The organism is Vibrio profundi (assembly GCF_043642225.1).
GTDB classification, from domain to species: domain Bacteria; phylum Pseudomonadota; class Gammaproteobacteria; order Enterobacterales; family Vibrionaceae; genus Vibrio; species Vibrio profundi_A.
On sequence record NZ_JBHZSF010000002.1, the window covers coordinates 463891 to 489936 of the forward strand.

General features: G+C 43.7%; 22 protein-coding genes. 8 read left to right on the top strand and 14 right to left on the bottom strand.

Annotated elements, in window-relative coordinates:
• Nucleotides 1–2 precede the first annotated feature (2 nt).
• Nucleotides 3–512: a DUF2062 domain-containing protein gene (locus ACHUFI_RS05605; RefSeq protein ID WP_394247363.1), complete on the top strand. Its 510-nt coding sequence runs from the start codon at nucleotides 3–5 to the stop codon at nucleotides 510–512.
• A gap of 164 nt (nucleotides 513–676) precedes the next feature.
• Here ACHUFI_RS05605 and lolE read toward each other — a convergent pair whose 3' ends face one another.
• Genes lolE through lolC form a run of 3 tightly spaced genes read right to left on the bottom strand, consistent with a single transcriptional unit; the run spans nucleotide 677 to nucleotide 3815 of the window.
• A complete protein-coding gene (gene lolE, locus ACHUFI_RS05610; RefSeq protein WP_394247364.1) occupies nucleotides 677–1921 on the bottom strand; it encodes a lipoprotein-releasing ABC transporter permease subunit LolE in 1245 nt (414 codons plus the stop codon).
• Nucleotides 1922–2614, bottom strand: a complete 693-nt coding sequence (lolD, locus tag ACHUFI_RS05615; RefSeq protein ID WP_394247365.1) for a lipoprotein-releasing ABC transporter ATP-binding protein LolD — start codon at nucleotides 2612–2614, stop codon at nucleotides 1922–1924.
• Nucleotides 2607–3815, bottom strand: coding sequence for a lipoprotein-releasing ABC transporter permease subunit LolC (gene lolC, locus ACHUFI_RS05620; RefSeq protein WP_394247366.1), 1209 nt, complete (start codon nucleotides 3813–3815; stop codon nucleotides 2607–2609). The genes lolD and lolC overlap by 8 nt, the downstream gene beginning before the upstream one ends.
• A gap of 164 nt (nucleotides 3816–3979) precedes the next feature.
• Between lolC and ACHUFI_RS05625 the strand changes: the two genes are divergently transcribed.
• The 4 genes from ACHUFI_RS05625 to ACHUFI_RS05640 all read left to right on the top strand — a co-directional run bounded on the left by ACHUFI_RS05625 (nucleotide 3980) and on the right by ACHUFI_RS05640 (nucleotide 9447).
• Nucleotides 3980–4549 (top strand): PilZ domain-containing protein, encoded by a 570-nt coding sequence (locus ACHUFI_RS05625; RefSeq protein ID WP_394247367.1) that lies wholly within the window; start codon nucleotides 3980–3982, stop codon nucleotides 4547–4549.
• Between the two features lie 6 nt (nucleotides 4550–4555).
• Entirely contained in the window at nucleotides 4556–8017 is a 3462-nt protein-coding gene (gene mfd, locus ACHUFI_RS05630) for a transcription-repair coupling factor (protein WP_394247368.1), read from the top strand.
• Nucleotides 8018–8083: 66 nt separating this feature from the next.
• Nucleotides 8084–8851: a peptidoglycan binding protein CsiV gene (locus tag ACHUFI_RS05635; RefSeq protein ID WP_394247369.1), complete on the top strand. Its 768-nt coding sequence runs from the start codon at nucleotides 8084–8086 to the stop codon at nucleotides 8849–8851.
• 59 nt (nucleotides 8852–8910) lie between these two features.
• Complete coding sequence (locus tag ACHUFI_RS05640; protein WP_394247370.1) at nucleotides 8911–9447, top strand: GNAT family N-acetyltransferase; 537 nt, start codon at nucleotides 8911–8913, stop codon at nucleotides 9445–9447.
• A gap of 74 nt (nucleotides 9448–9521) precedes the next feature.
• Here ACHUFI_RS05640 and ACHUFI_RS05645 read toward each other — a convergent pair whose 3' ends face one another.
• From ACHUFI_RS05645 to hinT, 7 genes are all read right to left on the bottom strand, one after another.
• Nucleotides 9522–10811, bottom strand: coding sequence for an NAD(P)/FAD-dependent oxidoreductase (locus ACHUFI_RS05645; protein ID WP_394247371.1), 1290 nt, complete (start codon nucleotides 10809–10811; stop codon nucleotides 9522–9524).
• A 395-nt stretch (nucleotides 10812–11206) separates the two neighbouring features.
• On the bottom strand, nucleotides 11207–11746 hold the full coding sequence (gene ycfP / locus ACHUFI_RS05650; protein ID WP_394247372.1) for an alpha/beta hydrolase YcfP: 540 nt from the start codon (nucleotides 11744–11746) through the stop codon (nucleotides 11207–11209).
• Between the two features lie 110 nt (nucleotides 11747–11856).
• Complete coding sequence (locus tag ACHUFI_RS05655; protein WP_394247373.1) at nucleotides 11857–12711, bottom strand: phosphotransferase; 855 nt, start codon at nucleotides 12709–12711, stop codon at nucleotides 11857–11859.
• A gap of 43 nt (nucleotides 12712–12754) precedes the next feature.
• On the bottom strand, nucleotides 12755–13345 hold the full coding sequence (gene lpoB, locus ACHUFI_RS05660; RefSeq protein ID WP_394247374.1) for a penicillin-binding protein activator LpoB: 591 nt from the start codon (nucleotides 13343–13345) through the stop codon (nucleotides 12755–12757).
• A 102-nt stretch (nucleotides 13346–13447) separates the two neighbouring features.
• Nucleotides 13448–13831 carry a YcfL family putative periplasmic lipoprotein gene (locus ACHUFI_RS05665; protein WP_394247375.1) on the bottom strand — a complete coding sequence of 128 codons (384 nt, stop codon included), beginning with the start codon at nucleotides 13829–13831 and terminating at the stop codon, nucleotides 13448–13450.
• Nucleotides 13831–15189, bottom strand: a complete 1359-nt coding sequence (locus tag ACHUFI_RS05670; protein ID WP_394247541.1) for a COG3014 family protein — start codon at nucleotides 15187–15189, stop codon at nucleotides 13831–13833. The genes ACHUFI_RS05665 and ACHUFI_RS05670 overlap by 1 nt, the downstream gene beginning before the upstream one ends.
• A 215-nt stretch (nucleotides 15190–15404) precedes the next feature.
• On the bottom strand, nucleotides 15405–15755 hold the full coding sequence (hinT, locus tag ACHUFI_RS05675) for a purine nucleoside phosphoramidase (RefSeq protein WP_394247376.1): 351 nt from the start codon (nucleotides 15753–15755) through the stop codon (nucleotides 15405–15407).
• A 232-nt stretch (nucleotides 15756–15987) separates the two neighbouring features.
• Between hinT and ACHUFI_RS05680 the strand changes: the two genes are divergently transcribed.
• Entirely contained in the window at nucleotides 15988–17979 is a 1992-nt protein-coding gene (locus ACHUFI_RS05680; RefSeq protein WP_394247377.1) for a methyl-accepting chemotaxis protein, read from the top strand.
• Between the two features lie 170 nt (nucleotides 17980–18149).
• Nucleotides 18150–19310 carry a DUF1887 family protein gene (locus ACHUFI_RS05685; protein ID WP_394247378.1) on the top strand — a complete coding sequence of 387 codons (1161 nt, stop codon included), beginning with the start codon at nucleotides 18150–18152 and terminating at the stop codon, nucleotides 19308–19310.
• Nucleotides 19311–19391: 81 nt separating this feature from the next.
• Here the strand turns inward: ACHUFI_RS05685 and udp are convergent, their stop codons facing one another.
• From udp to ACHUFI_RS05705, 4 genes are all read right to left on the bottom strand, one after another.
• On the bottom strand, nucleotides 19392–20150 hold the full coding sequence (gene udp / locus ACHUFI_RS05690; protein WP_137355823.1) for a uridine phosphorylase: 759 nt from the start codon (nucleotides 20148–20150) through the stop codon (nucleotides 19392–19394).
• 337 nt (nucleotides 20151–20487) lie between these two features.
• Entirely contained in the window at nucleotides 20488–22803 is a 2316-nt protein-coding gene (locus tag ACHUFI_RS05695; RefSeq protein WP_394247379.1) for a zinc/cadmium/mercury/lead-transporting ATPase, read from the bottom strand.
• A 126-nt stretch (nucleotides 22804–22929) separates the two neighbouring features.
• Entirely contained in the window at nucleotides 22930–24390 is a 1461-nt protein-coding gene (locus tag ACHUFI_RS05700) for an MATE family efflux transporter (protein WP_394247380.1), read from the bottom strand.
• A gap of 102 nt (nucleotides 24391–24492) precedes the next feature.
• Nucleotides 24493–24909, bottom strand: coding sequence for a CBS domain-containing protein (locus ACHUFI_RS05705; protein ID WP_394247381.1), 417 nt, complete (start codon nucleotides 24907–24909; stop codon nucleotides 24493–24495).
• A 538-nt stretch (nucleotides 24910–25447) separates the two neighbouring features.
• Here ACHUFI_RS05705 and ACHUFI_RS05710 point away from each other — a divergent pair.
• Nucleotides 25448–25690: a hypothetical protein gene (locus ACHUFI_RS05710; RefSeq protein ID WP_394247382.1), complete on the top strand. Its 243-nt coding sequence runs from the start codon at nucleotides 25448–25450 to the stop codon at nucleotides 25688–25690.
• Nucleotides 25691–26046: the final 356 nt, after the last annotated feature.

Below are 26046 nucleotides of genomic sequence, written 5' to 3' on the forward strand. Positions count from 1 at the left end.
CTATGCCAAGAAAGTTTATTAAGCGATTTATGCCAGACCATGAGCTGATCAAGCGTCAGAAGGCATTAAAAGTTTTTGGCAATGTTCTATATAACCCTAACCTTTGGTGCTTGAACCGCCGTTCAGCAGCCGGAGCGTTTGCCGTTGGTCTGTTCATGGCTTTCGTCCCACTCCCGAGTCAAATGATCATGTCGGCCGGGTTAGCGGTACTATGCGGGGTAAACTTGCCTTTATCTGTGGCACTGGTTTGGATCAGTAATCCTGTCACTATGCCGGTGCTTTTCTATTTTGCTTACAAAGTTGGCGCTTTCGTCATGCATGTTCCCCCACAACCTTTTCACTTTGAACTGGAATGGGACTTTATCGTGGCACAGATGACAACCATCGGCCCTCCATTCTTGCTGGGCTGCCTGATCTGCGGCACCTTATCCGCGATTATCGGTTACTTTGGAATCAAAGGATTATGGCGTTATTCAGTGGTAAGAAGCTGGCAAAAACGTCGTGCAAGGTAGTGTGATTGCTAAATCGATAACATTACATGTTTCATAGCTTTCAACTGACCGCTCATAAATAACTGAAACAGATTTATTTTCGGTATGAGCTAACGAGAAGTTAAACTGAACAGTAGATAACAAAAAAGGACCCTTGAGGTCCTTTTTTTGATGAAGAAAGATAGTTACTTAGAACTCAATACAGCCGCAGGGTTAAGTTTCGCCGCTCTTGAGGCTGGATACCAAGTTGCCAACAAGCTCAGTACTATCGCTGTACCTGACACTACCGCAACGTCCATCACATTCAGTTGAGACGGTAGAAAGTCGACAAAATAAATGTTGCCCGAAAGAAATTGGTGCCCAACTAGCGATTCTAGCCCTTTAATAAGGTGGGTTAAATTCAATGCGACGAATACACCAACAACACTTCCTACAATGCTGCCAAACACACCAGAGAACACGCCTTGCCAAACAAATATCCGCTTTATTAATCCATCATTCGCACCCATAGTGCGGAGAATGGCGATTTCAGCTGCTCGATCTTTCACCGCCATCATCAATGTGGAAACAATGTTAAAGCACGCCACTCCAATCACGAGTACCATCACGAGATACATGATTGTTCTCACTAACTGTATATCACGATATAAAAAACCATACTTTTGCTGCCAGCTTCGCAGATACACGTATACATCGAGCTGGTTACCAACTTGCCGCACAATCGAATTAGCATTTAGGACATCGTTAACTTTAAGTGAAACACCCGTCACACCATCCCCCAAGTTAGCGTATGTTTGAGCATCGGAGATAGGAACCAAAGCCAAGTTATGATCAATTTGACCACTTAACGATAGTAATCCGGCAACCTGTACGCGGACTCGCTTGGGCGTCTGAACTTTTGATGAAACTCCGGCACTCGGAATCATCAACGTTAAATAATCACCAACTTCTGCGCCGATAGTTTTCGCGATCCCTGAGCCCAAAATAATTTGTTGTTCATTTGGTCGGAAATTGTCCCATACTTCTGAATCAATGAAATTAGATAAGCTCGACACCTTCTGCTCGGCTTGAGGATCTACCCCCCTGACTTCTATAGCCTTCAGCTCTTTTCCTTTTTCAGCTAATGCAGTAATGCGAACATAAGGTGCGGCTGCCACGACATTTTCATGCTTAACAGCTTGCTCAACAACTTGAGGCCATAACGTGATCGGTTCATTCACGCCTTCAAATTCACCGTGTGGAATCACAGACAACACGCGAGATTCGAGTTCACGCTCGAAGCCATTCATCGCAGACAAGCCAATAATGATCACGGCAACGCCTATCGCTATTCCGATGGTAGAAGAAAGAGAGATAAACGACACCATTTTATCTCTTTGCTTTGCTCGACTAAATCGACCACCAATTAACAAAGATAATGAGGTAAACACTTAACTCACCTCTTCGTTAACATTCAATAGCAAGCCATCTTGCATGTGCAACTGGCGGTCCATTTTTGCGGCAAGTTCACCGTCGTGCGTCACCACCAAAAAGCCCGTGCCTGATTCTCGATTCAGCTCTCGCATCAAATCATAAATCGCTAGTGCTGTAGCATGATCTAAGTTTCCAGTTGGCTCATCAGCCAAAACAAGGTCAGGCTTATTCACAAGCGCTCGAGCTATGGCGACACGTTGACGTTCACCGCCAGATAATTCTGATGGGCGGTGGTCCACACGATGAGATAACCCAACTTTATCAAGTAAATCCATTGCAGCTTGCTTTGCTACCGCAGGCTTTTCACCACCAATCAGTAACGGCATCGCAACATTCTCCACAGCAGAGAAGTCCGCTAGCAAATGGTGAAACTGATACACGAATCCTAAATGCCGATTTCGTAACTTCGCTTGTTTATTTGAGCTAAGCGCAGATAAATCCTGATCCAGAAAATGTACAGAGCCTTCCGACGCATCGTCTAATGCGCCCAAAATATGTAAAAGCGTGCTTTTCCCTGAGCCAGACGTACCAATGATGGAGACTAGCTCTCCTCTATCAATCGAAAAACTCACCCCTTTAAGCACTTCCGTATCCAATGTCCCTTCACGATAGGTTTTACGGACATTTTGGCATTGCAAAAAATTATTCATAACGAAGTGCCTCAGCAGGTTTTACAGAAGATGCACGGTAAGAAGGAAGAATCGTCGCAACTAGGCTTAGTGCAATCGCTAATACAACGACCACTACAATTTGTAGCGGATTAATTAAAACGGGTAAGTGACCACCGAATGTAAACAGCGCCACTCCAAAAGTTTCAAGCAATAGATTTAGGTTGCTCGCCAAAAGCACACCTAATGCGCCTCCGACAACCGAGCCGATAACACCACTGCTCGCCCCTTGCACCATAAAGACACTCATCACCTGAAAGTCACTCATACCTTGTGTTTTCAAGATCGCGACTTCCGATTGTTTTTCCATCACGACCATGATTAACGCTGAAATGATATTGAACGCGGCCACACCAATGATCAGACTAAGCATTAAGCCCATCATGTTCTTTTCCATTCTGACAGCTTGAAATAGCTCACCGCGCTGTTCACGCCAATCACTCCAAACCCAGCCATCAGGTAATGAAGATAGCGACAAGTCTGCCACTGAGAACGGATCTTCAAAAAACAAACGCCATCCTGAGACAGTATCAGACTTAAAGCGCATCAGCCGACCCGCATCTTGAATATGTGTCACCATCAATTGCGCATCAATATCTGAACCAGTGTTATAGATACCCGCCACCGTGAAGTTTCTCTGACTAGGAATTCTTCCTAACGGTGTGTACTGGCTTGCACTTGTCACCATTAGTCGAACCTTATCACCAACAGAGACTTTTAAGTTGCGAGCTAAAGTGTGCCCAAGAAACACTTGGTATCCACCAGCTTGTAAATTAGACAGCTGACCTGCAATTAAATGTTCCTGAATCGGGTCATTATGATTAGCTTCTATACCAATCAGCAGACCTGCTGCTAATTGTGCTGAGCTTTGAATAACAGCTTCACTTCGAACGATCGGTTCTACCGTTTTATACGTAGAAAGCTCTTGAATAAACGTAGGGGCGTTATCCAATAAAGGGGTTTTACCATTTTCATTGGAAATAACAGCTTGAGGAAGAACACCTAAGATGCGTTCTTTTAATTGCGCCTCGAAGCCATTCATAACGGAGAGCACGGTGATCAATGAAAGCACACCGATCGTAATACCCGCTGTCGACATATAAGAAACGAATCGACTGAAACGATCGCCAGATCGGCCTTTCAAATACCGGAGTCCGACGTAAATAGAAATAGGATGAAACATGTTCACAACCAAGCAATTGGGATGCGACCTAATGTAACGAGAATTCTACTCACTTTGTAGGTCTAAATTGAAAATATCCAGTCAAATAAGTCAATTAGTGCTACGAACCTTGATTACTTAGCCCACATGGCGATAATCAATAGAAATATCCAAGGAACCCAAGCATGACAGAACAAGAGTTTTTCACGGTTCACCATAGTCTTACCGTCAACATTGAGCCCCTTGCTCAAGACTTTATTTTACCGACTCAACAGCAGTTCGAAGCTGAAATTCCAGCCCCTTTTATCGTCGCGAGTGAATTCAGCCAACTAGACTTAATGGCAGACAGCGCAAGACTAGAGCTCAAGAACAGCGATCTGAAACATGTCATCAATTTGTTGGATACTCAAAACTCCAAACTCAATTTATTACTGAGCTTTATGTTGGCACAACAAGATGAAGCTCAGTTTAGAACTCACACGTATACGTTTGGTGCCAGCCAATTTTCTTACAGTGCGTCTTCGCCAGTCCAGACAGGGATGAAAGTAAGGGCGAAACTCTTTTTGGAATACCCTGCCGCTGCGATTTATTGCTATGCAGAAGTAACAGAATGCAAAGAAAAAGACGCAGGCTATGAAGTGAATTTAAAGTATATTTCATTGCGCGATGCCGACCAAGATTTATTGATCAAGGCCGCACTTCACCAACAACAAAAATTACTTCGCCAACGCTCACTCGATCGCGACAACAAATAAATCATCATGACCAATACCACTATTCTTACTTTGCCAAAGCCGAAAGGTGCTGGTGATAAAAAATCACTTGGCAACTTAGTTGGCTCTTCTTTGGCTCTGTCTATTGCTGAATTGGCAACTCAACACCCTAGCCATACTCTAATTGCAGTGCCAGACCCTCAAATTGCTCTAAAGCTACAAGCTGAAATCGAACAATTTACTACTCAGGACGTTGCACTTTTCCCGGATTGGGAAACCTTACCTTACGATAGTTTTTCACCTCACCAAGAGATCATTTCGGATCGTATCGCGCGCTTGTACGCGTTGCCAACACAAACCGATGGCATCACTATCGTCCCAATCAGTACCCTATTGCAACGTCAGTCTCCTCGTGACTTTTTGATGCAACATACTTTGATGGTGAAGAACGGTGACAATTTTTCGCTAGAAAAGCTTCGCCTGCAGTTAGAAAAGTCTGGCTACCGTTATGTTGACCAAGTATTTGGGCCTGGCGAGTATGCGAGTCGAGGGTCAATTCTTGACCTATTCCCTATGGGTAGCAACGATCCATACCGAATAGACTTTTTTGATGATGAAATCGACAGCATTCGAACATTTGACCCAGAAAACCAACGCTCCATTGAAGACATTGCTGAAATACGCTTGTTGCCTGCGCACGAATTCCCAACTTCTGAATCCGCAATCGAAGACTTTAGAATTCGTTGGCGCCAGCAGTTTGATGCTCGCCGTGAGCCAGAGTCTGTCTACATGCAAGTATCAAAAGGGACATGGCCTGCCGGAATTGAGTATTGGCAGCCACTGTTTTTTGAAGAAACAGAAACACTTTTTGACTATATCGCTGATGACACCCAACTTCTTGTATTAGGTGATGTCGAATCCGCTGTCGACACATTCCTCAATGATGTCGAGCACCGCTATGAACAAAGAAAAGTTGATCCACTACGTCCTCTATTAACACCAGATCAGCTTTGGCTTAAAAAAGATGAGCTGTTTGGTCACTTCAAACAAAAAGCGCAAGTGCAACTCAGCACCGATGAGATTGAATCGAAGCAGGGCAGAACCAATCTACCAGTAACAGCATTGCCAGAGCTTGGCGCACAGCATCAAAACAAAGAACCGCTTGCGAACCTAAGAAAGTTCACCGAGACATTTAACGGTAAAGTCGTATTTTCGGTCGAGTCAGAAGGCCGTCGTGAAGCACTTACAGAATTACTGCAAGCCATCAAAGTTCGCCCTCAACCAATTTCTTGCTTACAAGATGCACTCACTGCCGAAGACAAGTATCTCCTAGTACTTGGTTCTGCCGAGCACGGATTTATTCATACCGAGCAAAATATTGCATTTATTTGTGAGAGCGATTTACTAGGTGATCGCGTTGTACAACGCCGTAAGAAAGACAAAAAAAGTGTCAACAGCGACACCGTCATTCGTCACCTTGCTGAACTCAAGCCGGGACAACCTGTTGTACATATCGACCACGGTATTGGTCGCTACATCGGGCTGCAAACTCTTGAGGCCGGCGGTCTGACCACCGAATACGTGACCTTAGAGTATCAAAACGACGCTAAGCTATATGTTCCCGTAGCTTCATTAAACCTGATTGGCCGTTACTCAGGTGGCGCTGAAGAGTCTGCTCCGTTACATAAACTCGGTGGAGAGGCTTGGACAAAAGCGCGTAAACGCGCTGCCGAAAAAGTCAGAGATGTCGCAGCCGAACTACTCGATGTCTATGCCAAGCGAGAACTGAAGCCTGGCTACAAATTTGTGCTAGACCGTGGGCAATACGCCACCTTCAAATCGGGCTTTCCATTTGAAGAAACTGACGACCAAGCGATGGCGATTAACGCCGTCATGTCTGATATGTGCCAACCCAAAGCCATGGATCGCTTAGTGTGTGGTGATGTAGGTTTTGGTAAAACAGAAGTCGCAATGCGTGCCGCTTTCGTCTGTACCAATAATGAAAAGCAAGTGGCCGTATTAGTTCCGACAACCTTGCTGGCTCAGCAACACTTCGAGAACTTCCGTGACCGATTCGCAAACCTGCCAATTCGCGTCGAAGTGTTATCTCGATTTAAATCAGCCAAAGAACAGAAGCAGATCTTGCAGGATGTCTCTGACGGCAAAGTCGATATTGTGGTTGGCACACATAAACTGCTTTCAAGCGACATTAAATTTAAAGACCTTGGCTTATTGGTCGTCGATGAGGAACACCGCTTTGGTGTGCGCCAAAAAGAAAAAGTAAAGGCGATGCGAGCAGATGTCGACATCCTTACACTCACGGCAACGCCAATTCCTAGAACGCTTAATATGGCAATGAGTGGTATGCGTGACTTATCCATTATTGCTACGCCACCCGCTCGTCGCTTAGCAATCAAAACTTTTGTTCGTGAGAGTGATGATGCTGTCGTGCGTGAAGCTGTCTTACGTGAAATCATGCGTGGTGGTCAAGTTTACTTCTTGCATAACCAAGTCGACACTATCGAAAAAGTTGCTGCAGACTTAGAAAAACTCATTCCTGAAGCTCGTGTTACCGTAGCGCACGGTCAAATGCGTGAACGCGAGCTTGAGCGCATCATGAACGATTTCTATCATCAGCGTTTTAACTTGTTGGTTTGTACCACCATTATTGAAACTGGTATTGATGTTCCCACAGCAAACACGATCATCATGGACCGTGCAGATAACCTGGGCTTAGCGCAATTGCACCAACTGCGCGGCCGTGTTGGTCGTTCTCACCATCAAGCTTATGCCTACTTATTAACGCCTCACCCTAAAGCGATGACCAAAGATGCCATCAAGCGTTTAGATGCAATTGCGTCGCTAGAAGACTTGGGCGCAGGCTTTACCTTAGCAACTCACGATTTAGAAATACGTGGCGCAGGTGAGCTGCTAGGAGATGAGCAAAGTGGTCAAATTCAATCGGTTGGTTTTACCTTATACATGGAAATGTTAGAACAAGCCGTTGAAGCATTAAAAGAAGGGAAAGAGCCATCTTTGGATGACCTTCTAAGAGAGCAAACAGAGATTGAAATGCGATTACCAGCTCTGCTTCCAGATGACTACATTCCGGATATTAATACTCGCCTTTCAATGTACAAACGTATTGCGAGCGTTGGTGATACCGATGAACTTGCCGAACTGAAAGTAGAGCTCATCGATCGCTTTGGCGTGCTGCCTGATGCAACCAAAAACCTCATTTCTGTATCAGAACTGAAGATTGCTGCAGCAAGTATCAAAGCTAAGAAGATTGAGGCTCACGATAAAGGCGGATTCTTAGAGTTCTACCCTGATGCTGACATAAATCCAACATATCTGGTTAAACTATTGCAGTCGCAACCCCAAAAATTTGCAATGGAAGGTCCAACCAAATTTAAGTTTACGGTACCATTGGTAGATAGACGCAAGAGAATTCAATTTGTTGGCGATCTGCTAAGCGAATTTAGACAGAACTTATTACCTTCCAAGTAATCCGCTTCTGATTAAGAATAATGACTCTGGTCAGCCTGCCTAGGTTGACCAGAAAATGGAGTAGCAATGAAAAAACTGATACCACTTCTACTGTTGATGGTTTCAATGCCAAGTCTGGCTCAAAGACAGTTTGATATTGAAGTGATCATTTTTAAACGCGCGGTAGATGCCGAAAAAATGAATGAGTCTTGGCCAAATACCCTACCTGAAATTAACCTAACTCGAGTCGGTTCATTCCAGGATGCTGAATATCGCCAAAAGAAAAACGTCAAAATGCTCCCTTACTCTGAGTATGCAATGACCGAGCAAAAAGAATCCTTGAAAAAACACGCAGGGTTTAAAGTGCTACTTCACACAGCTTGGCGACAAGGCGATGAAGGAAAAGCAGCCGCTCCTGTTTTTCATATCCAAGCAGGTAAAGATTACTCTAAAAAATTCAACATTGATGGCTCTGAAAAAGTCGTATTAGACACCACAAGCGCGGATATCTCAGAAGAAACCATCGATGCTCCTCTTTACGAACTTGATGGCAAACTGCAAATCTACGTTCAGCACTACCTATATACTGAAACGACACTAGATTTAAAAGCACCAAGTGTCCGCGAAATTACGCTCCAAGATCAAACCATTGAATTGGACTCTCCAGTCAGTGACGCTGATAGTACAATTCAAGTCGGTAACCTTACTGAAGTGAGCCCTACGGTTGAAGTTGAAGAATTCCTAAAAAGCTACCGTATGGACCAGAAGCGACGCATGCGTAGTACGGAAACACACTACCTAGATCACCCACTTTTAGGCATGATTATTCAAGTACGCCGAGTCGCTGAACAGTAAGCGTTCTATAATGATTAGGATCGCCCTCTTCTATAGAGGGCGTTTTTATTGGGGAGCCCATGAGTCCAGACTTTCACATTCTCACAAAGCGATTAGCATTGCGTATCATAGAGGCGGAAGATGCTCCCGTTTTTACGTCATTAATCCAGAACTCACCATCGCTCTACCCATGGGTTGATTGGTGTCACCCCGATTATACCCTTGATGAAGCGAACAAGTTTATTTTGGCCACTCGTCTAAACTGGGTAAAAGCAGAAGCATTTGGCTTCGGTGTCTTCGAGAAAAACAGCAGAAAACTACTTGGGATGGTGGCTATCAATGAGCTCTATCACACATTTAACATGGCAAGTCTCGGCTACTGGGTTGGGGATGAATACCAACGGAAGGGTATTGCAAAAGAAGCCATGGAAGCTTTGTTTGATTTCTGCTTTTCGCAGCTCAAACTATCAAGGTTAGAGATCGTTTGTGATCCTGAAAACTTACCAAGCCAAGCGCTTATCGAGAAGTGCGGAGCTGAAAAGGAATGCATCGCAAAAAATCGGTTTATTTTTAACAATAAGCCCAAAGATGGTGTCGTTTTCTCAATCATCCCCTAGGCTAAAATTTTTGTTGGATATCAAAAAGGGCTCTATCTAAGAGCCCTTTGCCATTTTCATATCTACAGCAAGAATTAGTGCAGTTTCAAATTAGGTCGTAGTACTCGGTTAATACGCCCAACTAACATCATTAATGCAGTTTTTACCACACCGTGCAGAGCCATTTGGTGCATACGGTACAGAGAAATATACACAACACGTGCTATGCGTCCTTCTACCATCATCGAACCTTTGGTCAAGTTACCCATTAAGCTACCAACGGTTGAGAAACGGCTTAGAGAAACCAGTGAGCCTTTATCTTTGTATATATAAGCCTTTAGCTCACGGCCGTTTAACTTAGCGATAATGTTGCTGAATGCACAACTTGCCATTTGGTGTGCAGCTTGAGCACGAGGAGGAACAAATGAACCATCAGCTTGAGTGCACTGTGCTAAGTCACCAATAACAAAAATATCTTCATCGCGCGTCGTTTGAAGCTTCTCGTTAACCACTAGCTGGTTAATACGGTTGCTTTCAAGCCCGCCGATATCTTTCATAAAGTCAGGAGCCTTAATACCTGCTGCCCAAACCATAATTTGCGCCGGTACTTTTTCGCCGTCTTTGGTGGTTAAGCCGTCAGCATCCGCTTGAGTGACCATTGTCGCGGTACGCACATTCACACCAAGCTTTGTCAGTTCAGAGTGCGCTGCACTTGAGATGCGCGGTGGTAATGCAGGAAGAATACGCTCACCCGCTTCAACAAGGCTTACATTAAGTTTGCTCGAGTCAAGATCTCCAAAACCATAAGTTCGAAGTTCTTTAACTGCATTGTGTAGTTCAGCCGAAAGCTCAACACCCGTCGCACCAGCACCTACAATCGCAATATCAACTGTGCCATGACCATTCTTTGCGTGAAGCTTCAAGAACTGGTTATTCATTTCAGTACGGAAACGGTGAGCTTGTTCTGGGCTATCTAAGAAAATACAGTTATCACGAACACCAGGAGTGTTGAAATCATTAGAAGTAGAGCCAATCGCAAGAACAAGGATGTCGTATTCAAGCTCACGGCTTGGCATTAGCAACTCGCCCGCTTCGTCTTTAAGCTCGCTTAATACAATCACTTTACGATCACGATTGATGTCTTCTAAGCTGCCCATTTGGAAGTCAAAGTGGTGGTTTTTAGCGTGAGCTCGGTAACTAAGAGCATCAACACCTTCATCTAGAGAACCCGTCGCAACTTCATGTAACAAAGGTTTCCACAAGTGGCTTGCTTTACGGTCGACAAGGGTAATTTGAGCGCGGTTTTTTCGCCCTAGAGTGCGGCCTAATTTGGTTGCTAGTTCTAAACCACCAGCACCACCGCCTACAACGATAATTTTTGTCACAATGACAATCCTCTACAAAAATGAATAAATGGGGTTCGGCTCGATCACTCCAACCGATAAATTCTTTTTCTTAACTGTCCAGCTTTGGGGCAGTGAGAGGGCATAAAATCAACGAATACGTCGAAGATTCACATTCACGTTATACAAATTAAAAGTGTGCGCCTTGGGGACATCGCACAAAATATGGGCAAGTTTATTACTCGCTCTCAATTTTTTTTGATATTTATCAAATTATTTTGTTATCGAACATTATATAGAGCAATTCGATGTCCGCAACAAAAATCCTTAATAGTTCTGAGGTTTCGTTGGAATTTGCAGCACTTGCGAGTTTCAGGCAAAAAAACTCAGTGTTCACCTATTTAAGGTGGTCACTGAGCATTCTTGAGTCGATAAAGTTAAGCGTCTTTAAACGCTTTCATCGCTTGTAGATGCTGAGAGATCTTCTTGAATTTATGGGACTCTTTTTCATCCCAAACGACTTCATAAAATCGCTCAAGCTCTTCCGCAGTTTTACTATTATCGTGAACTTCATCTTCACGAGACAACACGACCAAACATCGACTCTTGTTTTTCGTTCTATATTGCTCAACACATTTTGTTGCAATATCTTCGTATTCTTCAGGGCGGTCAATGCGACCTACCATGTTCTTTTCTGGGTGTAGGTTCGGGTTAAAAATCACCTGCTTGATACCACACAAAAAGCCAATACGCTCAGACCAGTAACCACCGAGCCCAACACCACAGATAATTGGGTTTGGATCATCAGATTGCCCGATCACTTTATGGACTTCTTTGAGCAAGTGCTGCATGTCGTGCTTCGGATGTAGTGTGCTGTAATTAATGAAACGAACATCATCATCAATAAATTGTAGCTGTAGAATTTTTTCGTGATTACCAGGGCTCGTCGAGTCAAAGCCATGTAAATAAATAATCATTGTACCTCCCTTTTTGAATGCTGGTACGGATTCGATAAATCTACCACGAAAGCTAGGGTTTTAAAGGCAGCGATGTCGATTTAGTGTCATCGAGTGTCTAAACAGTGATCCTAACTGCATAATGCAGCCTTTAGAGCTTCCGCTTCTTGTAAGTAATGAGCATCACCCCACAACTGATGCGCCAGTAAATACCACAACATAGCCATCATCTGACTACGAGGCTGCCACGCTTTTGCACCCTCTACCCACGCATCAACGTCATCGATGCCTTTCAATTGACAATATCGGTAAACGGATTCAAGCATTGGCTTCTGTGACGCTTGAATGGTAAGAATCAGGTCTAGTCTAGGATCAGCAAGTGCTGCGTATTCCCAGTCAATGATTTTTATTCCCTGTTCATTCCTAACTAGGTTATATCCACCTAAATCAAAATGGCATAAGGCTAGACCAACATCTTTCACGTTAGGCGCCGAACGCCACTGTTGGTAAATTTCTCGATAGTCTTCCAGGCGATGCTGCTCATCGAGCTGAAACCAATAATGGTCAACTCTTGCAGTAAAACTAAAAGGGGTTAAAGGGAGACGAGCCGTATTCACATGGTGGACAGAAACTGCCGTTCTTAGCAAGTTATCCAAATCTACATTTTCATACAGTGTTTCCCCATCGATCCAATCAACAAGCAGACCCTTATCATTAATCACGACGGGCCTAGGGCCTAGTTGTAAAGGCTCTATGGCGGAAAGAATTTGATACTCTTGGTGACGGGTAATAGAGAAGGCTTGGGTGATAAACGTAGTTGGCCGCCAGACATAAGCATGACCATCGGCGGAAACTAGCTTCCAACATCGATTGGTGAGTCCACCAGTGAGCGTTTGCACGCCCACTGGTGGGATATCAAAAAAGTCATCCAAAGAACTTAAGCTATCGTCTAGTTGCTTCGCTTCAGGCCAGGCAAAAATCGCCATAGATGACTCCTTGTTATCCTATTGGTCTTTCATTTAAAGCAATCTATAGGCCAAGAAGGCTCTTCGACTCTTGCTTGCGGATTTCTGTTTCGTCAGCCCATTCAATTAAGCCAGTCTCTAAATCCATCAAGCGCATTGTCATTTTGTAGTAAACGTCTTTATCGCTTCCTGCATTTTTCACAATGCTAGATAGGTTGCCATACAGCATATACTGAGCACCTACCATTTTACCAAACTGAATCGCTGAGCTTTGGTTAACCAATTCATCATTGTTTTGGAAGTTCAGCTGCTCACGGACAGACTCGACGCGGTCCATATCAACGAAACGGAATTTTCCAGAGTTCAACATTTTAGTGCTGATAGAATCAGTAATCGATTCTGTATCGATATGTTCACTGGTTTTGTTCTTAATACGTTCTACAAACACAATCGGACGCTGTTCACGAGTAATGTAAGCAACTGAGCCTGACGCCATCATGCTGTCTACCATTTCACCCGCGATACGCTGTAAGTCAGTTGAGCCGAAATCAATAGTAGTGGTTTCGACTGCTTGCGCATCACCGTAACTTACTTTGTTTGAACAGCCACCAAGGATGACAGCCAGGCCTAATAATGCAATGACACTCTTTTTCATTTTTCTTCCTCAACGCTTAACATTGCTTAAAACCGCGTGTTAAGACTCACTAAAAATTTGAATAACGTCCACACGAACTTCGTAGACGTAAGTAATAAACAATTATTCTTCTCTTATCTGAACTCGGAATTGAGTCCCATTCGGGTTCACCGAAACTTCAGATAAAGTGATACTTTCGAAGCCATAGACTACCGCTTGTCGCCAAGGTCCCTGTTTCGTATTCACTTCTAATCCAGCATCGTCGTACCAATAAAAGCGGTAAAGAACATTTTGATTCGCTTTGTAGTTGCTTGTTACTCGCACTAAGCCACGAGTATGCCCATCAACTTGATCCGTCGAAATGTCATCAATAAGTAGTCGGCTGCCCAAAACTCTGTCACCAAAGAATACTTTTTGAGTCAAGCTATCCACTCTGACGCCCGCTGTATTATCAGCACAACCCGCTAGTGCAATTAATGCCACTAAGCCAATTAACCATTTTTTCATTACAATCTCCCCAGCTGCTTATGCCAACTTGTAGCATTCTGCCCTTGTCGAGAAACCCAAACTAATGTCGTCTGATCTTCTCGAACTTCGAATTCATAACTCTGTTCACCAATGTTCAGCGTGTGATTGCCAGCGGTCACTTCCGAACTGCTGCTATAGACCATCCCCGGCAACGACTGCCAGCTACGCGTGTCAGGTTGCTCAGTTAATGTATTCCATACATTTAAAAGCAAGTTACCAACATCGTCGCCTTTTGCTGTTTCTTTTCGAATGCGATCTTTAGCGACAACTCGTAGCGCTTGTCGAATAACAATGCTTGGCATACGTTCAGACAAATCATTTTCCGCCATCACATTAATATTGGTCAGCACATCTTCAGACAACGACTTACCATCTAACTTTATCGGGGCAAAAGTTTGCTTGGTCTGCTTCTTATAATATGGCAGCGCTAAAGAATATATTGCGCCATTGTCTCGACTGTCATAAACAGGTAAATCCAGACGCCAACTATCCTTTGCATTGACTACACCTTGCTCTTGAAGAACAATTACACGACCTTTACCCGATGCTGCGGAAGTTAACTTCCCATAACGTTTCTCTAATTTTGCTAAGTCCTGCTGCATTCCCAAACGCTTGGCGACTGCCATTGTGCGTTCAATGATTTGCTGATTCTCTGGCATTACGGCAAGTGCACGTCGGTAATCCACATAAGCACTGTTCAAATCTCGAGATGCTTCGTAAAGCAAGCCAGATAAATACATTAAATAGGCGTTCTGGACGGCTTGTAATTTTTTGCCTGCATCAGGGTAGTTTGACAGTACACTGCCTAAGTTTGCTGACAGACCTTGAGCGCGAATATCTTTTTCAGCAGAGCGTAATTCACGCTCTCGCTCTTGCTTGGCTCTCTCTTGAACTTGGTTAGCTCGGCGCATTTCTACGACAGCACCTTCCAAATCATTTTTCTTTAGGTAATTCAAACCCAGATACAAATGCAAGAAGCCTAATTCATAATCCGATGGCGTATACTCGGTAATATTGTCATTTACCGCCAGAGCACCAACGCTTGATGCTGAATCTGACACTGAAATCACCGCTTTGTCTTGTTGAACCCTCACCGCTGTATCTGCTGATTCAAACGCCGCTTTACTCTCTGGATATTGCTGATCCAAAAAGTTAATCCGTCCTTTCTCAAAATTATCGAGAATATCACCCGCTACGTAATCAGGAAGCGCTTGTTGAGCCTCACTATACTGTCCTGCTTTTACTGCTTGATAGACAGATTGATTTTGTGCGCTGTAATGACTAAATAAGTTGCCTGCGGATAAACTGGCACACCCGGTCACAACAGCTGACATCATCGCAATGGAAGCTAATCTAATTTTTCGCTTCACCAATTTCCCTCACGCTTATTTACTTCTTCACTATTGCTGACTTACCGCCTTAAAAGGCTACCCACTTTACATCTGCCAGTTAGGACAACACATACAGAGAAAAGTTAGGCAGCCGTCGCAATATTTAATTTACGAATGGTTGTTCGTCGAAAAATACTGCAAACGTTCATTACAAACGGAGGCTAACTCATTAAAAGAGGACCTAGTGGGCGACCACCTACTAGATGCATATGAATATGGTAAACCTCTTGCCCACCGTGAGAATTACAGTTCACGATCAATCGGTAACCATCTTCAGCAATGCCTTCTTCTTTAGCGAGCTTTTTAGCAACAGTGAACATTCTGCCCATCATCGCTTCATCCTCAACTTCAACATCATTGGTTGTAGGGATGAGCTTGTTAGGGATGATCAGAATGTGACTTGGAGCACGAGGATTGATATCACGAAATGCAGTCACTAAGTCATCTTGGTACAGCAAGTCGGCAGGAATTTCTTTGTTAATGATCTTGGTAAAGATGGTTTCTTCAGCCATTTTTATCTCCACTGATTCTTTATAATTTATTCGCTCTAGAGTATGCGCTATGCAACAGTAAAGCTCAATAAAAAACACTGTTCACTAGGAATGATTACTATTCAGTGAAAGCCTCTAACTATTTTTGCAGAGTGCGTCATAAAATGTGCATCACAAACTGAATACAATCCTGATAGTTTTGTTAATTTCTTAAGACATGCAGTAAATTTATATTTTCTACAGGGAGAGTTCTATGAAGGGTTCAGTGATTAAGCGTATGTACGCGGGTTTTGCACTGATCATCATCATGTTTGCTATCACGATTACTATCATGATGAATAGCATGAATCAGATACACAAAAACTTTGAAAGCGTCTCTAATACTTCATTACCTTTGGTCTCTCTTTCAAACCAAACGAGCGTTCAGCTCCTTTCAGCCGATAAGTCTTTCAAAGATTTCCTTACTACCCAAAGCAGTGAAAGAATGACTGCCATGCGCAGCGAGTTTGGCGTATCACAAGAAAACTTTGCTAACACACTTTCTCAGCTAGAAGCCGCAAGTGCTAATGATACGGCGCTACTTGAACGTATCACGCAATTAAGAGAAATGGAGCAACGCTACTTTACCGAAGCTGCTGAAGCCATGGACAACTACGAAGCGATGTTTGTTGCTCAAGCTCAAGTACAAAAGGCAGCACGTGACTTCCAAAGGCTTCACTCCGAATTAAGCATTGGCATGAAAGAGTATGTCGATGACCAATCTAGTATCTCAGTGAAAGTGATGGCAAAAAGCTACTTCATTAAATTGAAAGATGCTGAAATGATCACTTCAGATGCACTTGCAAGTTCAGACATTGAATTCGTACAAAAAGCGGTAAACAAAAACAAGAAAGCAGTAACGCACTTAAATTACGCATACCGTGGTCTTTCAACTCAGTTGCCTCCTCTCAAGAAAGTGTTTGACGAGTCTGTTCAAAAATTCAGTAAAGATGTCGGTAAGAAAGGCGGTGTGTTAGATAAACACAACAACTACCTACACGCCAAAGAAGCGCTCTACATCAATATCGCTAACCTTGCCGTCGAAGTTGATAACGCCATGGGCATCCTTGATTCTTTCAATGCGGCAGCCGGTGAACAACTGAATGTGTCGCTTGTAGAAGCGGGAGAAGTATACGACCAAGGTCTAGTCAATGCGATTGGTATCGGTGTAGTAGTGACATTGTTTGCTGCAGCCATCGGTTACCACATTGCTCAAAGTGTAAGAGACCCTTTAACTCGTATCCTTTCTACACTGGAAGGATTAACTGAAGGTGATATGACCCAGCGAATTGAGATTCGCTACAATAACGAATTTAGCCGTGTAAGTGGCCACATCAATACGTTGGCAGATAGCCTACACAACATTCTGGTTGAACTAAACGATGCCGCAGACAACCTTACAGACACTGCGAGTACCAACCAAAAGACCTCTAGCCAAACACAATCTCAATTAAGTTCGCAACGTGAGCAAACCGCCAACGTCGCAACAGCAATGACAGAAATGTCACACTCGGTACAAGAAGTTGCTCAGAGCGCGCAGAGTTCTTTGGAAATGGTTCAACAGGTGGAAACGGCTTCAGAGTCCGGCCGTCAAATCATGAATACCAATATAAGCACCATCAATCAGCTTGAGTCACGCTTAAACGAGTCTGTCGATGCGGTAGGCGAACTTCAAAAGATGAGCAGCCAAATTGGTTCAATCTTAGATGTAATTCGTAATATCGCTGAACAAACAAACCTACTTGCACTCAATGCAGCAATCGAAGCCGCACGAGCCGGTGAGCAAGGTCGTGGATTTGCGGTCGTTGCCGATGAAGTGCGAGTACTTGCACAGCGCACCACTCAATCTACCACTGAAATCGAAACCATGATTGCCAACTTACAATCAAGCTCCAAAGTCGCGGGTAAAGTGATTGAAAGCTGTATGAGTGATATGGATATGTCGGTTCAACAAGCTTCGAATGCGAACAGCGCGATGGAAGAAATCCAAGCCCTCATATTGGAAATTAGCCATATGAGTACTCATATTTCTCAAGCGGCGGCTGAGCAAAGCGAAACTTCCGGTGACATCGCACGTAACATTGAAGACATCAACCACATTGCTGATGCAAGCTACCAAGCAATGTCTTCTATCGCGATGGCGAGTGAAAGCCTGACTAAGTTAGCCAGCCAGCAAGGTGACCTCGTTCATAGGTTCAAACTCTAGGCAAATTCCAAGGGGATACGCACCCGTATTAGTATATATATTTGAATCAGGGCGACTTTTATACGAGGTCGCCCTTGTTTTTTGTGCCCTCTGTCATTATATGGTTATTAGGGCTTGCTGTTATTCCGTTTTACTTCCCTTTTGAGCGAGCCAATTTTTAAGGAAATTTTATGGCTGTTCATGTCGGTATTATCGATCAAGATCCGATTCGCTTAGTGACTCCCCTACTAGATAATCGCACTATCAGTACTCATATTGTATTTATTGGTGATAAGACTCAGGAATCCATGTACCTGCGCTTACATTCGGTACTGGCAAAACGCGAAATTACGACTGAGTTTTTTGAGATACCAACTGCTGCGAATACCTCTCTTATCAAGCAGTCAATTGAAGTACTTGCACAAGATTTAAAAGCACGCGGAGAAGAAGTCAAACTCAACGCAAGTTGTGGTCTGCGTCACCGTTTGCTGTCGGTCTATGAAGTATTTAGAACTTATCATTGGCCAATTTTTGTTGTAGAGCCAAACAGTGACAAACTTTGTTGGTTATACCCGAATGAAAAAGAAGACGCTCAAGTTCAAGACAGAATCACCATCTCCGATTACCTAACCGTTTTCGGTGCGCGTGGTGAATTCAGTGACTATGAGCTGCCACCTCAACTTGACGAAAAGCTATACACTCTTGGCGAACGTTGGGCGAGCAACGCGCTCGAACTGGGTCCTGGTCTTGCGACGCTTAATTATTTGGCGACGACATGCCGAAAAGAGCAAAAGCTGGACGTTGAACTATCAGAGAAGCAACAAGGTTACCGTGAACTCAATATGCTGCTGTCTGATTTAGTCGAGGCGCAAATCGCAACCTACGACAATGGAGTGCTGACCTTTGCAAATGAAGATGCTCGCCGATTCTCAAATGGCGAATGGCTTGAAACGCTCGTACATAGCACAGTTAAGCAAATACAAGATGATTTACCCACTATTCAAGACCGCTCACTAAATGTTCAAGTGTATCGCCAATTAGGTGAACGTGAAGTTAGAAATGAGCTTGATGTCGCGTCGGTCGTTAACAACAAACTCCACATCATAGAATGTAAGACGAAAGGCATGCGTGATGATGGGGATGACACATTATACAAGTTGGAATCGCTCAGAGATCTACTCGGTGGATTACAAGCGCGTGCCATGCTTGTGAGTTTCCGTCCTCTTCGCCACAACGATATCACTCGAGCTGAAGATCTTGGCCTTGCTTTAATTGGCCCTGATGAACTTAAAGATCTTAAAACACATCTAAAAGCTTGGTTTACTGCGGCTGGTGGCCAAGAAGAGATTTAATTTCTGTGTCCTTTAGTCGACTGAAAACAAAACGCCCGCATCATTGATGCGGGCGTTTTTCATTCACTGAATCAAATTCTATTAAAGCATCTTACGAGCAGCTTCTACTACAACTTTGATTGAACGAGCTTCTGTTTCTTTTAGTGTATCGTGATCTGGAATCTCTTTTTGAGTACGGTTGATGATCACGCCTGCAACACAGCCTGCTTTTAGTCCAGAACTTGCACACATAGTTAATAGTGTCGCTGATTCCATTTCAAAGTTTAAAACGCCCATGTCTTGCCATTCTTGCATTGAACCTTGGAAGCGCTTAACAACGCGGCCAGAGAAAGTGTCGTAACGCTCTTGACCTGGGTAGAACGTATCGCTTGATGCAGTTACACCTGTGTGAACTGTCGCACCAGACTCTTCAACCGCCGCTTTCATAGCCGTTGCAACTTCAAAGTCAGCCACTGCTGGGAATTCCATTGGAGCGAAGTGAAGGCTTGCACCGTCTAGACGAACTGAACCAGTAGAAACAATCATGTCACCAACATTCACGTGAGGCTGGATTGCACCAGTTGTACCAACACGTAGGAAAGTACGTACGCCAAGCTGAGCTAGCTCTTCCACTGCGATAGATGTAGAAGGACCACCAATACCAGTAGAACAAACAACAACAGGCTTACCGTCTAATTCAGCGCGGTAAAGTGTGTACTCGCGATGGCTCGCTAGAAACACAGGGTTTTCCATTATTTCTGCGATTTTTTGTACACGCGCAGGATCACCAGGGATGATTGCTAGCGTTGCACCGTTTAGATCCGCTTCAGTAATACCTAAATGAAAAACAGCTTGAGACATATGTTGCTCCTTTTGGCTTAGTGGGGTTTTCGCCCTTAGATAAGCTCATAATAAGTTTGTGGGGTACAAGAGCACTTTAACTAACCTAAAAGGGTAATGAAGTGATCACGCTCACACTGAACAATGTCATGTATCATAAACTTGCACAAAAAATCGGTTGGCATCACATTTCTTGCGATATCTTGCAGTTCTGTTGCATATTGGTGAGATAAAAAACGCCTCACACAACAGGTTGCTTGAGGCGCTTACATGAAGCTCGTCACATTAATTCAGTGTATGTAACTTTCAGACACAACTTACTTGGGGCGCTTCTCTCTTTTCAATCAGGTTTAGGCGACTATTTGATTGTTTTGGGCTTGAACTTCAAAAGCCTTAGCGCATTTAAAGTCACCAGAGCCGTTGCACCACTATCTGCAAGTACTGCAACCCATAAACCGGTAATACCAAATAAGCTAGTCACTAAGAATACCCCTTTCAAACCAAGCGCTAGCGTTACGTTTTGGCGAATGTTGTTCATTGTCGCACGAGAAAGCTCGATCATTGCCGGAAGTTCAGTTAATCGGTTATGAGTGAGTGCAGAGTCAGCGGTCTCTAACGCAACGTCAGTACCTCCGCCCATCGCAATGCCGACATTTGCTGTCTTCATTGCAGGTGCATCGTTAATGCCGTCACCCACCATCGCAACATGTGATTGCTCAGACAACTTTTCTACATACGTTACTTTATCGCTTGGCAACAAGCTGGCTTTGTATTGAATACCAATTTTTTCACTGATCGCTGCGGCGCTGCGTGGGTTATCACCGGTAAGCATGATCGCATTGATACCTAACTTAGATAAACTATCCACGGCCTGCTTGGCATCTTCACGTAATGTATCCTGCCATGCAATCACCCCTATCACCTGCTCACCTTGGCATGCGATAACAACCGTTTTTCCTTGACCTTCTAGCGTAGAAACCGTTTCAGAAACATTTGCCGCAAGTTGAAATTCTGCCTTTGATGGAGAAAGCACTCGGTATTGAATACCGTCGACCCAACCCTCTACTCCACTACCAATTAAGGCTTTCTTATCTTGAGCATCAGGGATCTTCACGTCCATCATCTCTATTTTTTCAACAAGAGACTTTGCCAGAGGGTGAGTTGAGCCTACTTCAATCGCACCAACAACACGTAGCATCTGATTCGTATCCCAGCCGGATAGAGGCTGAATATCAGTCACTTGAGGCTTACCCTTCGTTAGCGTGCCTGTTTTATCAAATGCGATAGTTTCGATTCTGCCTAATTGCTCTAACGCAGCGCCGCCTTTAATAAGCGCTCCACGTTTCGCTGCTGCGGCTAACCCAGAAGTGATCGCGGCTGGAGTAGAAATAACCAGTGCACATGGACAAGCAATCAACAGTAACGCAAGCCCACGGTATACCCATGTTTCCCAAGGCTGAGCAAATAATAGCGGTGGTGTAATGATCACAAGTAATGCCACCAGCATCATTAGTGGCGTATACCAACGACTAAACTTATCTAAGAATCGTTCTAATGGCGCTTTGCGGGACTCAGCTTCTTCAATCAGATGTAAAATACGGTCAATAGCATTCTCACCTTGTTTTGAAGTGATCGTCAGTTGCACGACTTGGTCGACAACCACAGCCCCCGCCATGACACTATTGCCTTTCACGTGTTCGACAGGTACCGATTCACCAGTTAGCGCGCTTTCATCAAAGGCGGCTGACACTGAGTTTAATTGCCCATCAGCAGGCAAACGAGAACCTGGAGATACTTCAATGACATCGCCTGGAGACAACTCGCTCGCAGAGCATTCAACACGCTCGCCATTTACTATTTTGGTCGCTGTTTCGGGTACTAACGCCATTAAAGCCTTAACACCACTTCTAGCCCGTGATGAAGCAAATGCCTCTAACCTTTCGCCAATTAAGAACAACAGTAATACCATCGCGGCTTCAACCGTCTCGCCTAAATACAGTGCGCCGAGAGCTGCAACACTCATTAGGGTTTCTATAGCAAATGGAGTCCCCGATTTAGCCAACTGCACCGCTTTTTTAGCAACCGGGTAGAGACCTAATAGGCAAGTAAGGGTAAAGAGAATTTCACTGGCTTCTGGATAAGGGGATTTAATCATTGCCGCCACAACCATCGCGAATGAAATAGCGATAATTTGCAGGTTCGATTTAAGAACTGATAACCAGCCAGTAGGCTTCTGAGGTTTCGAATTAGAAGAACTTGAAGTAAGAGGGAAACCCGCTTTTTGAGCGACTTGCTCAATGGATTCTGACAGTGACTGATCGTTAAAATTCACAACTAATTTTTCGGTCGCGAAAAGGACTTTCGCCTGAATAACACCGTCGATATTGCGAACTGCATTTTCAATCTTTTTTGCACAAGCAGGACAGTCCATGCCACCGACTTGCCAGCTTTGAGTTAATGTATTTGAAGTTGCGCCAATTAATGACGAACTGTCTTCTTCTCCAACATCAGAGCCACAACAACTATCACCATTCGATGTAGATTCGTTACTTGCACCGCAGCTAGTTGCGCCTTCGGCCTTAATACTCGCAATTTTTGAGCTAGAGCAGCTTGTTGGGCTCACAGCCTTAACATTCATTTTATTTGAACGGCACGCGTTATGTTTCGCACACATAATATATCTCCTTAATACTCTCGATACCGATAGAATAAAAACTGAAAGATAGGACACTTCACTTTTATCGGATATCTAAAGTATAAACCTTGGAGCTAGCTCCAAGGTCAAGGGGATATTTGAATTTTATGTCTTAGTTGGGGAAGTTTCTTCATGCCCTTTGGGCACATCGTCAATCAATACTGCATCATGAGAACAAAATGGCTGAGTATTTAGACTCGTCATTGAAACATCATCTTCTTCAAGCTCCACTTCACTACCCGACATCAGCTCAGCAATATGGTGACGTAATACGATGACACCAAGAATACCGAAGATGATATTACCCAGCGCTTGCCCATACAGCACACCCAATGCTCCAAACCACTGTGAACCAAAATACACAAATGGTAGCGTACCGATAGTCGCTTTACTCAAATTGAGAGCTGTCGAATAAAGAGGTTTACCTAGATTATTGAAAGAAGTGTTCGCGACAAACAACGCGCCGTTAAAGATAAAAGTAATAGCCACATAGGTACAAAATGCCCCCACTAAGATTGCGGCATCACCTTCAAGGCTAAACCCTAGCACGATGTAATCTTGCAGGAAGAATAAGATGGCGCAAACAATGATGGTATATAGCGTGGTCACTAACAGGGAGTTATTCAGCGTCTCTTTAACCCTATCCATTCTTTCCGCGCCAAAGTTCTGGCCGATTATTGGCCCTACAGCTCCAGATAGCGCAAAAATCACCGCAAAACACACGGGGGTCAGGCGCCCAACGACAGCAAAACCCGCAACAAAATCTTCACCATATTGAGCGATGCCGGTCGTTACAATCGCATTGCCTATCGGCGTCGCCGCATTAGTAATAATCGCGGGTAATGCAATTTTCAGTATTGAGCGAATATTGGATTGCCAAACAGAAAAGGAAGGTCGTGATACTAAATCATGATTCTTAATCAGGGGATAAATAGAGAAAAACAACACTGTGCAGCGGGCTAGTACCGAAGCAAACGCCGCCCCTTCAACATTCCATCCAAAACCAAAGATGAAAATAGGGTCAAGAATAGCGTTAACAATACCACCAGACAGTGTCGCCCACATCGAGCGCTTTGCATCACCTGCCGCTCTTAAACCAGCACCAGCAGCCATCGCCAAGGCTAAAATAGGCCCGCTTGGCAAAAGGATTTGCAAATAAGCTTGTGCCCTTTCAGCAGCAACGCCTTGAGCACCAATTGCTGCAAGCAGTTCTGGAATATGGATGTACATTCCGGTTGTCACGATAGAGCTGATCACAAACGCAGTCATTAAAATACTGCTGCTCAGCTGCCTAGCAGTTAATCGCTGTTTAGCTCCTATTGATTTTGAAACGAGAGCGCCCATTGCAATCGAGGTCCCGATGGAAACCGAGGTCGAGAAAAAAGTCAGCGTGCCCGCAAATCCAACCGCTGCCGCCAACTCTACTTGGCCAAGCATACTGATGAAGAGCATATCCAATAAATCGACGACAAATAATGCCATCAACCCAACAGAGCCAGCTCCAGACATGACAAGTATGTGTCGCATCGTTGAACCTTCAACAAACTTTGCAGTTTGTGCTGTCATCTTTGCTCTCCCGTAATATTCAAACTCAAAACAACAAAAGGCGCCAAATGCGCCTTTTGATTTCTAATAATAAGAATAACTATAACAATTCGTTACATTTAATTATACAGGGTGCTTAAAGCAATCATCGATATTCTTACCAATGGCTCGCAACACGTCACGACGAGTGATGATCCCGACTAACTTCTTCTTATCAATAACAGGGTAAACCTTTGGCTTCCCTACTTTCATCATATCTGCCAGTTCGATAATAGAAACGTCAGGACCAACCGATAAGACTTCGCCATGCATGCAGTCCCCCACGATATGAGTGTCTTGGCAGAAGTAACTCACCTTAACCAACTTATCCAACAAATCTTGCTCTGATAAGAAACCGATCACTTCTTCTCTATCGTTAATTACCGGCCCACCCATGTGATCACTTTTCATTACTCGGTCTAGAGCCGCACTTAATGGCATATCCACGGTAAATGTTACTGCGTGATGTGTCATATAGTCTTTTACTTTTAGCGATTCCATAACATTCTCCCTAATCCTTCAAACAACTGCGATATCTTGGTTATGCCTATAAGTTAATTGTTGTCTAAAATCTTGATTTTACTAAATGGATTTCAACAATTTTATTGATAGGTAAAACCTTTTTAAGAGGGAAAGCTAGATAGAGAAAGGCTTGCCATAAATATCTCATCCTCAAATGGATGCTAATTATTTGATCTAAGTTCAAGAACAATTGTCGCCATTTTCTCAATTTGAGATTTCTCTCTGTCCGTATTGTTATCAAGGCATATTTAATGCCAATTCTCTTGATTCTTAATCTGTTTGTTCACCGAACTTACACCCCATTACAAATGAGATCCAATCTTCATGCACCATAAAAACACTCAATTAAAAGCATTAAAATCATAAGCTTAATACCTGATTTCACCTAATAATCCATTACAGTCCCTTACAGTCTCAATAATGAAAATCGCCCACTCTAGCCTTTGCTCAGCCCTTGCGTATCATGCGCCCCCTTATAAAAACAAACACAGCAACAACCAATCAGAAAGAGAATATTATGACTCGAACCTTAGAAATGTATGCGTTCATTTATGAAGACGAGAATGGAACTGACACTATGGTCAAAACTGAGGTCAATGGGGAAAGCAAGGCACTGTTCGCCTATCAGGTTGAAGATATTGAGGCAATGTCGAGCTTAGCAATAAATGCGGCGGCAGAGCACAACCTAAAAATAAAACTCGCTAAATTCGAAAAAGTCCAAGAAATAGACTTTGGATGTTTTATTAAAAACAACGACTAGCCCGTTTTAAAAGCGTGGGAGTCACTGGCTCCCACTTAACTTTCTTCAGCCCAAGCGTGCCCCTGCTTACCTGCGCTTACAAAGTCGACTTCTGCCTTCCCAAGCCCGCAACAACCAAACTAGGTTCTTTTAAAAACAATCAGTTAGACAACTCAATTTACTTACAAACTAATTGATTAAATTACAAACAGCGTTACAGAACAAAGTTCAAAATCTCGCCAACTAGACGAAACAATTCTTGTGAGTATCATCACAATCACCAAGGGAATTGGTTAGGGTGAGAATATAGATTTCACCAATCACTCAGCGGATGAAGCAAATTGCGATTACTGAAGAGTAATAACAAACAGCCCCTA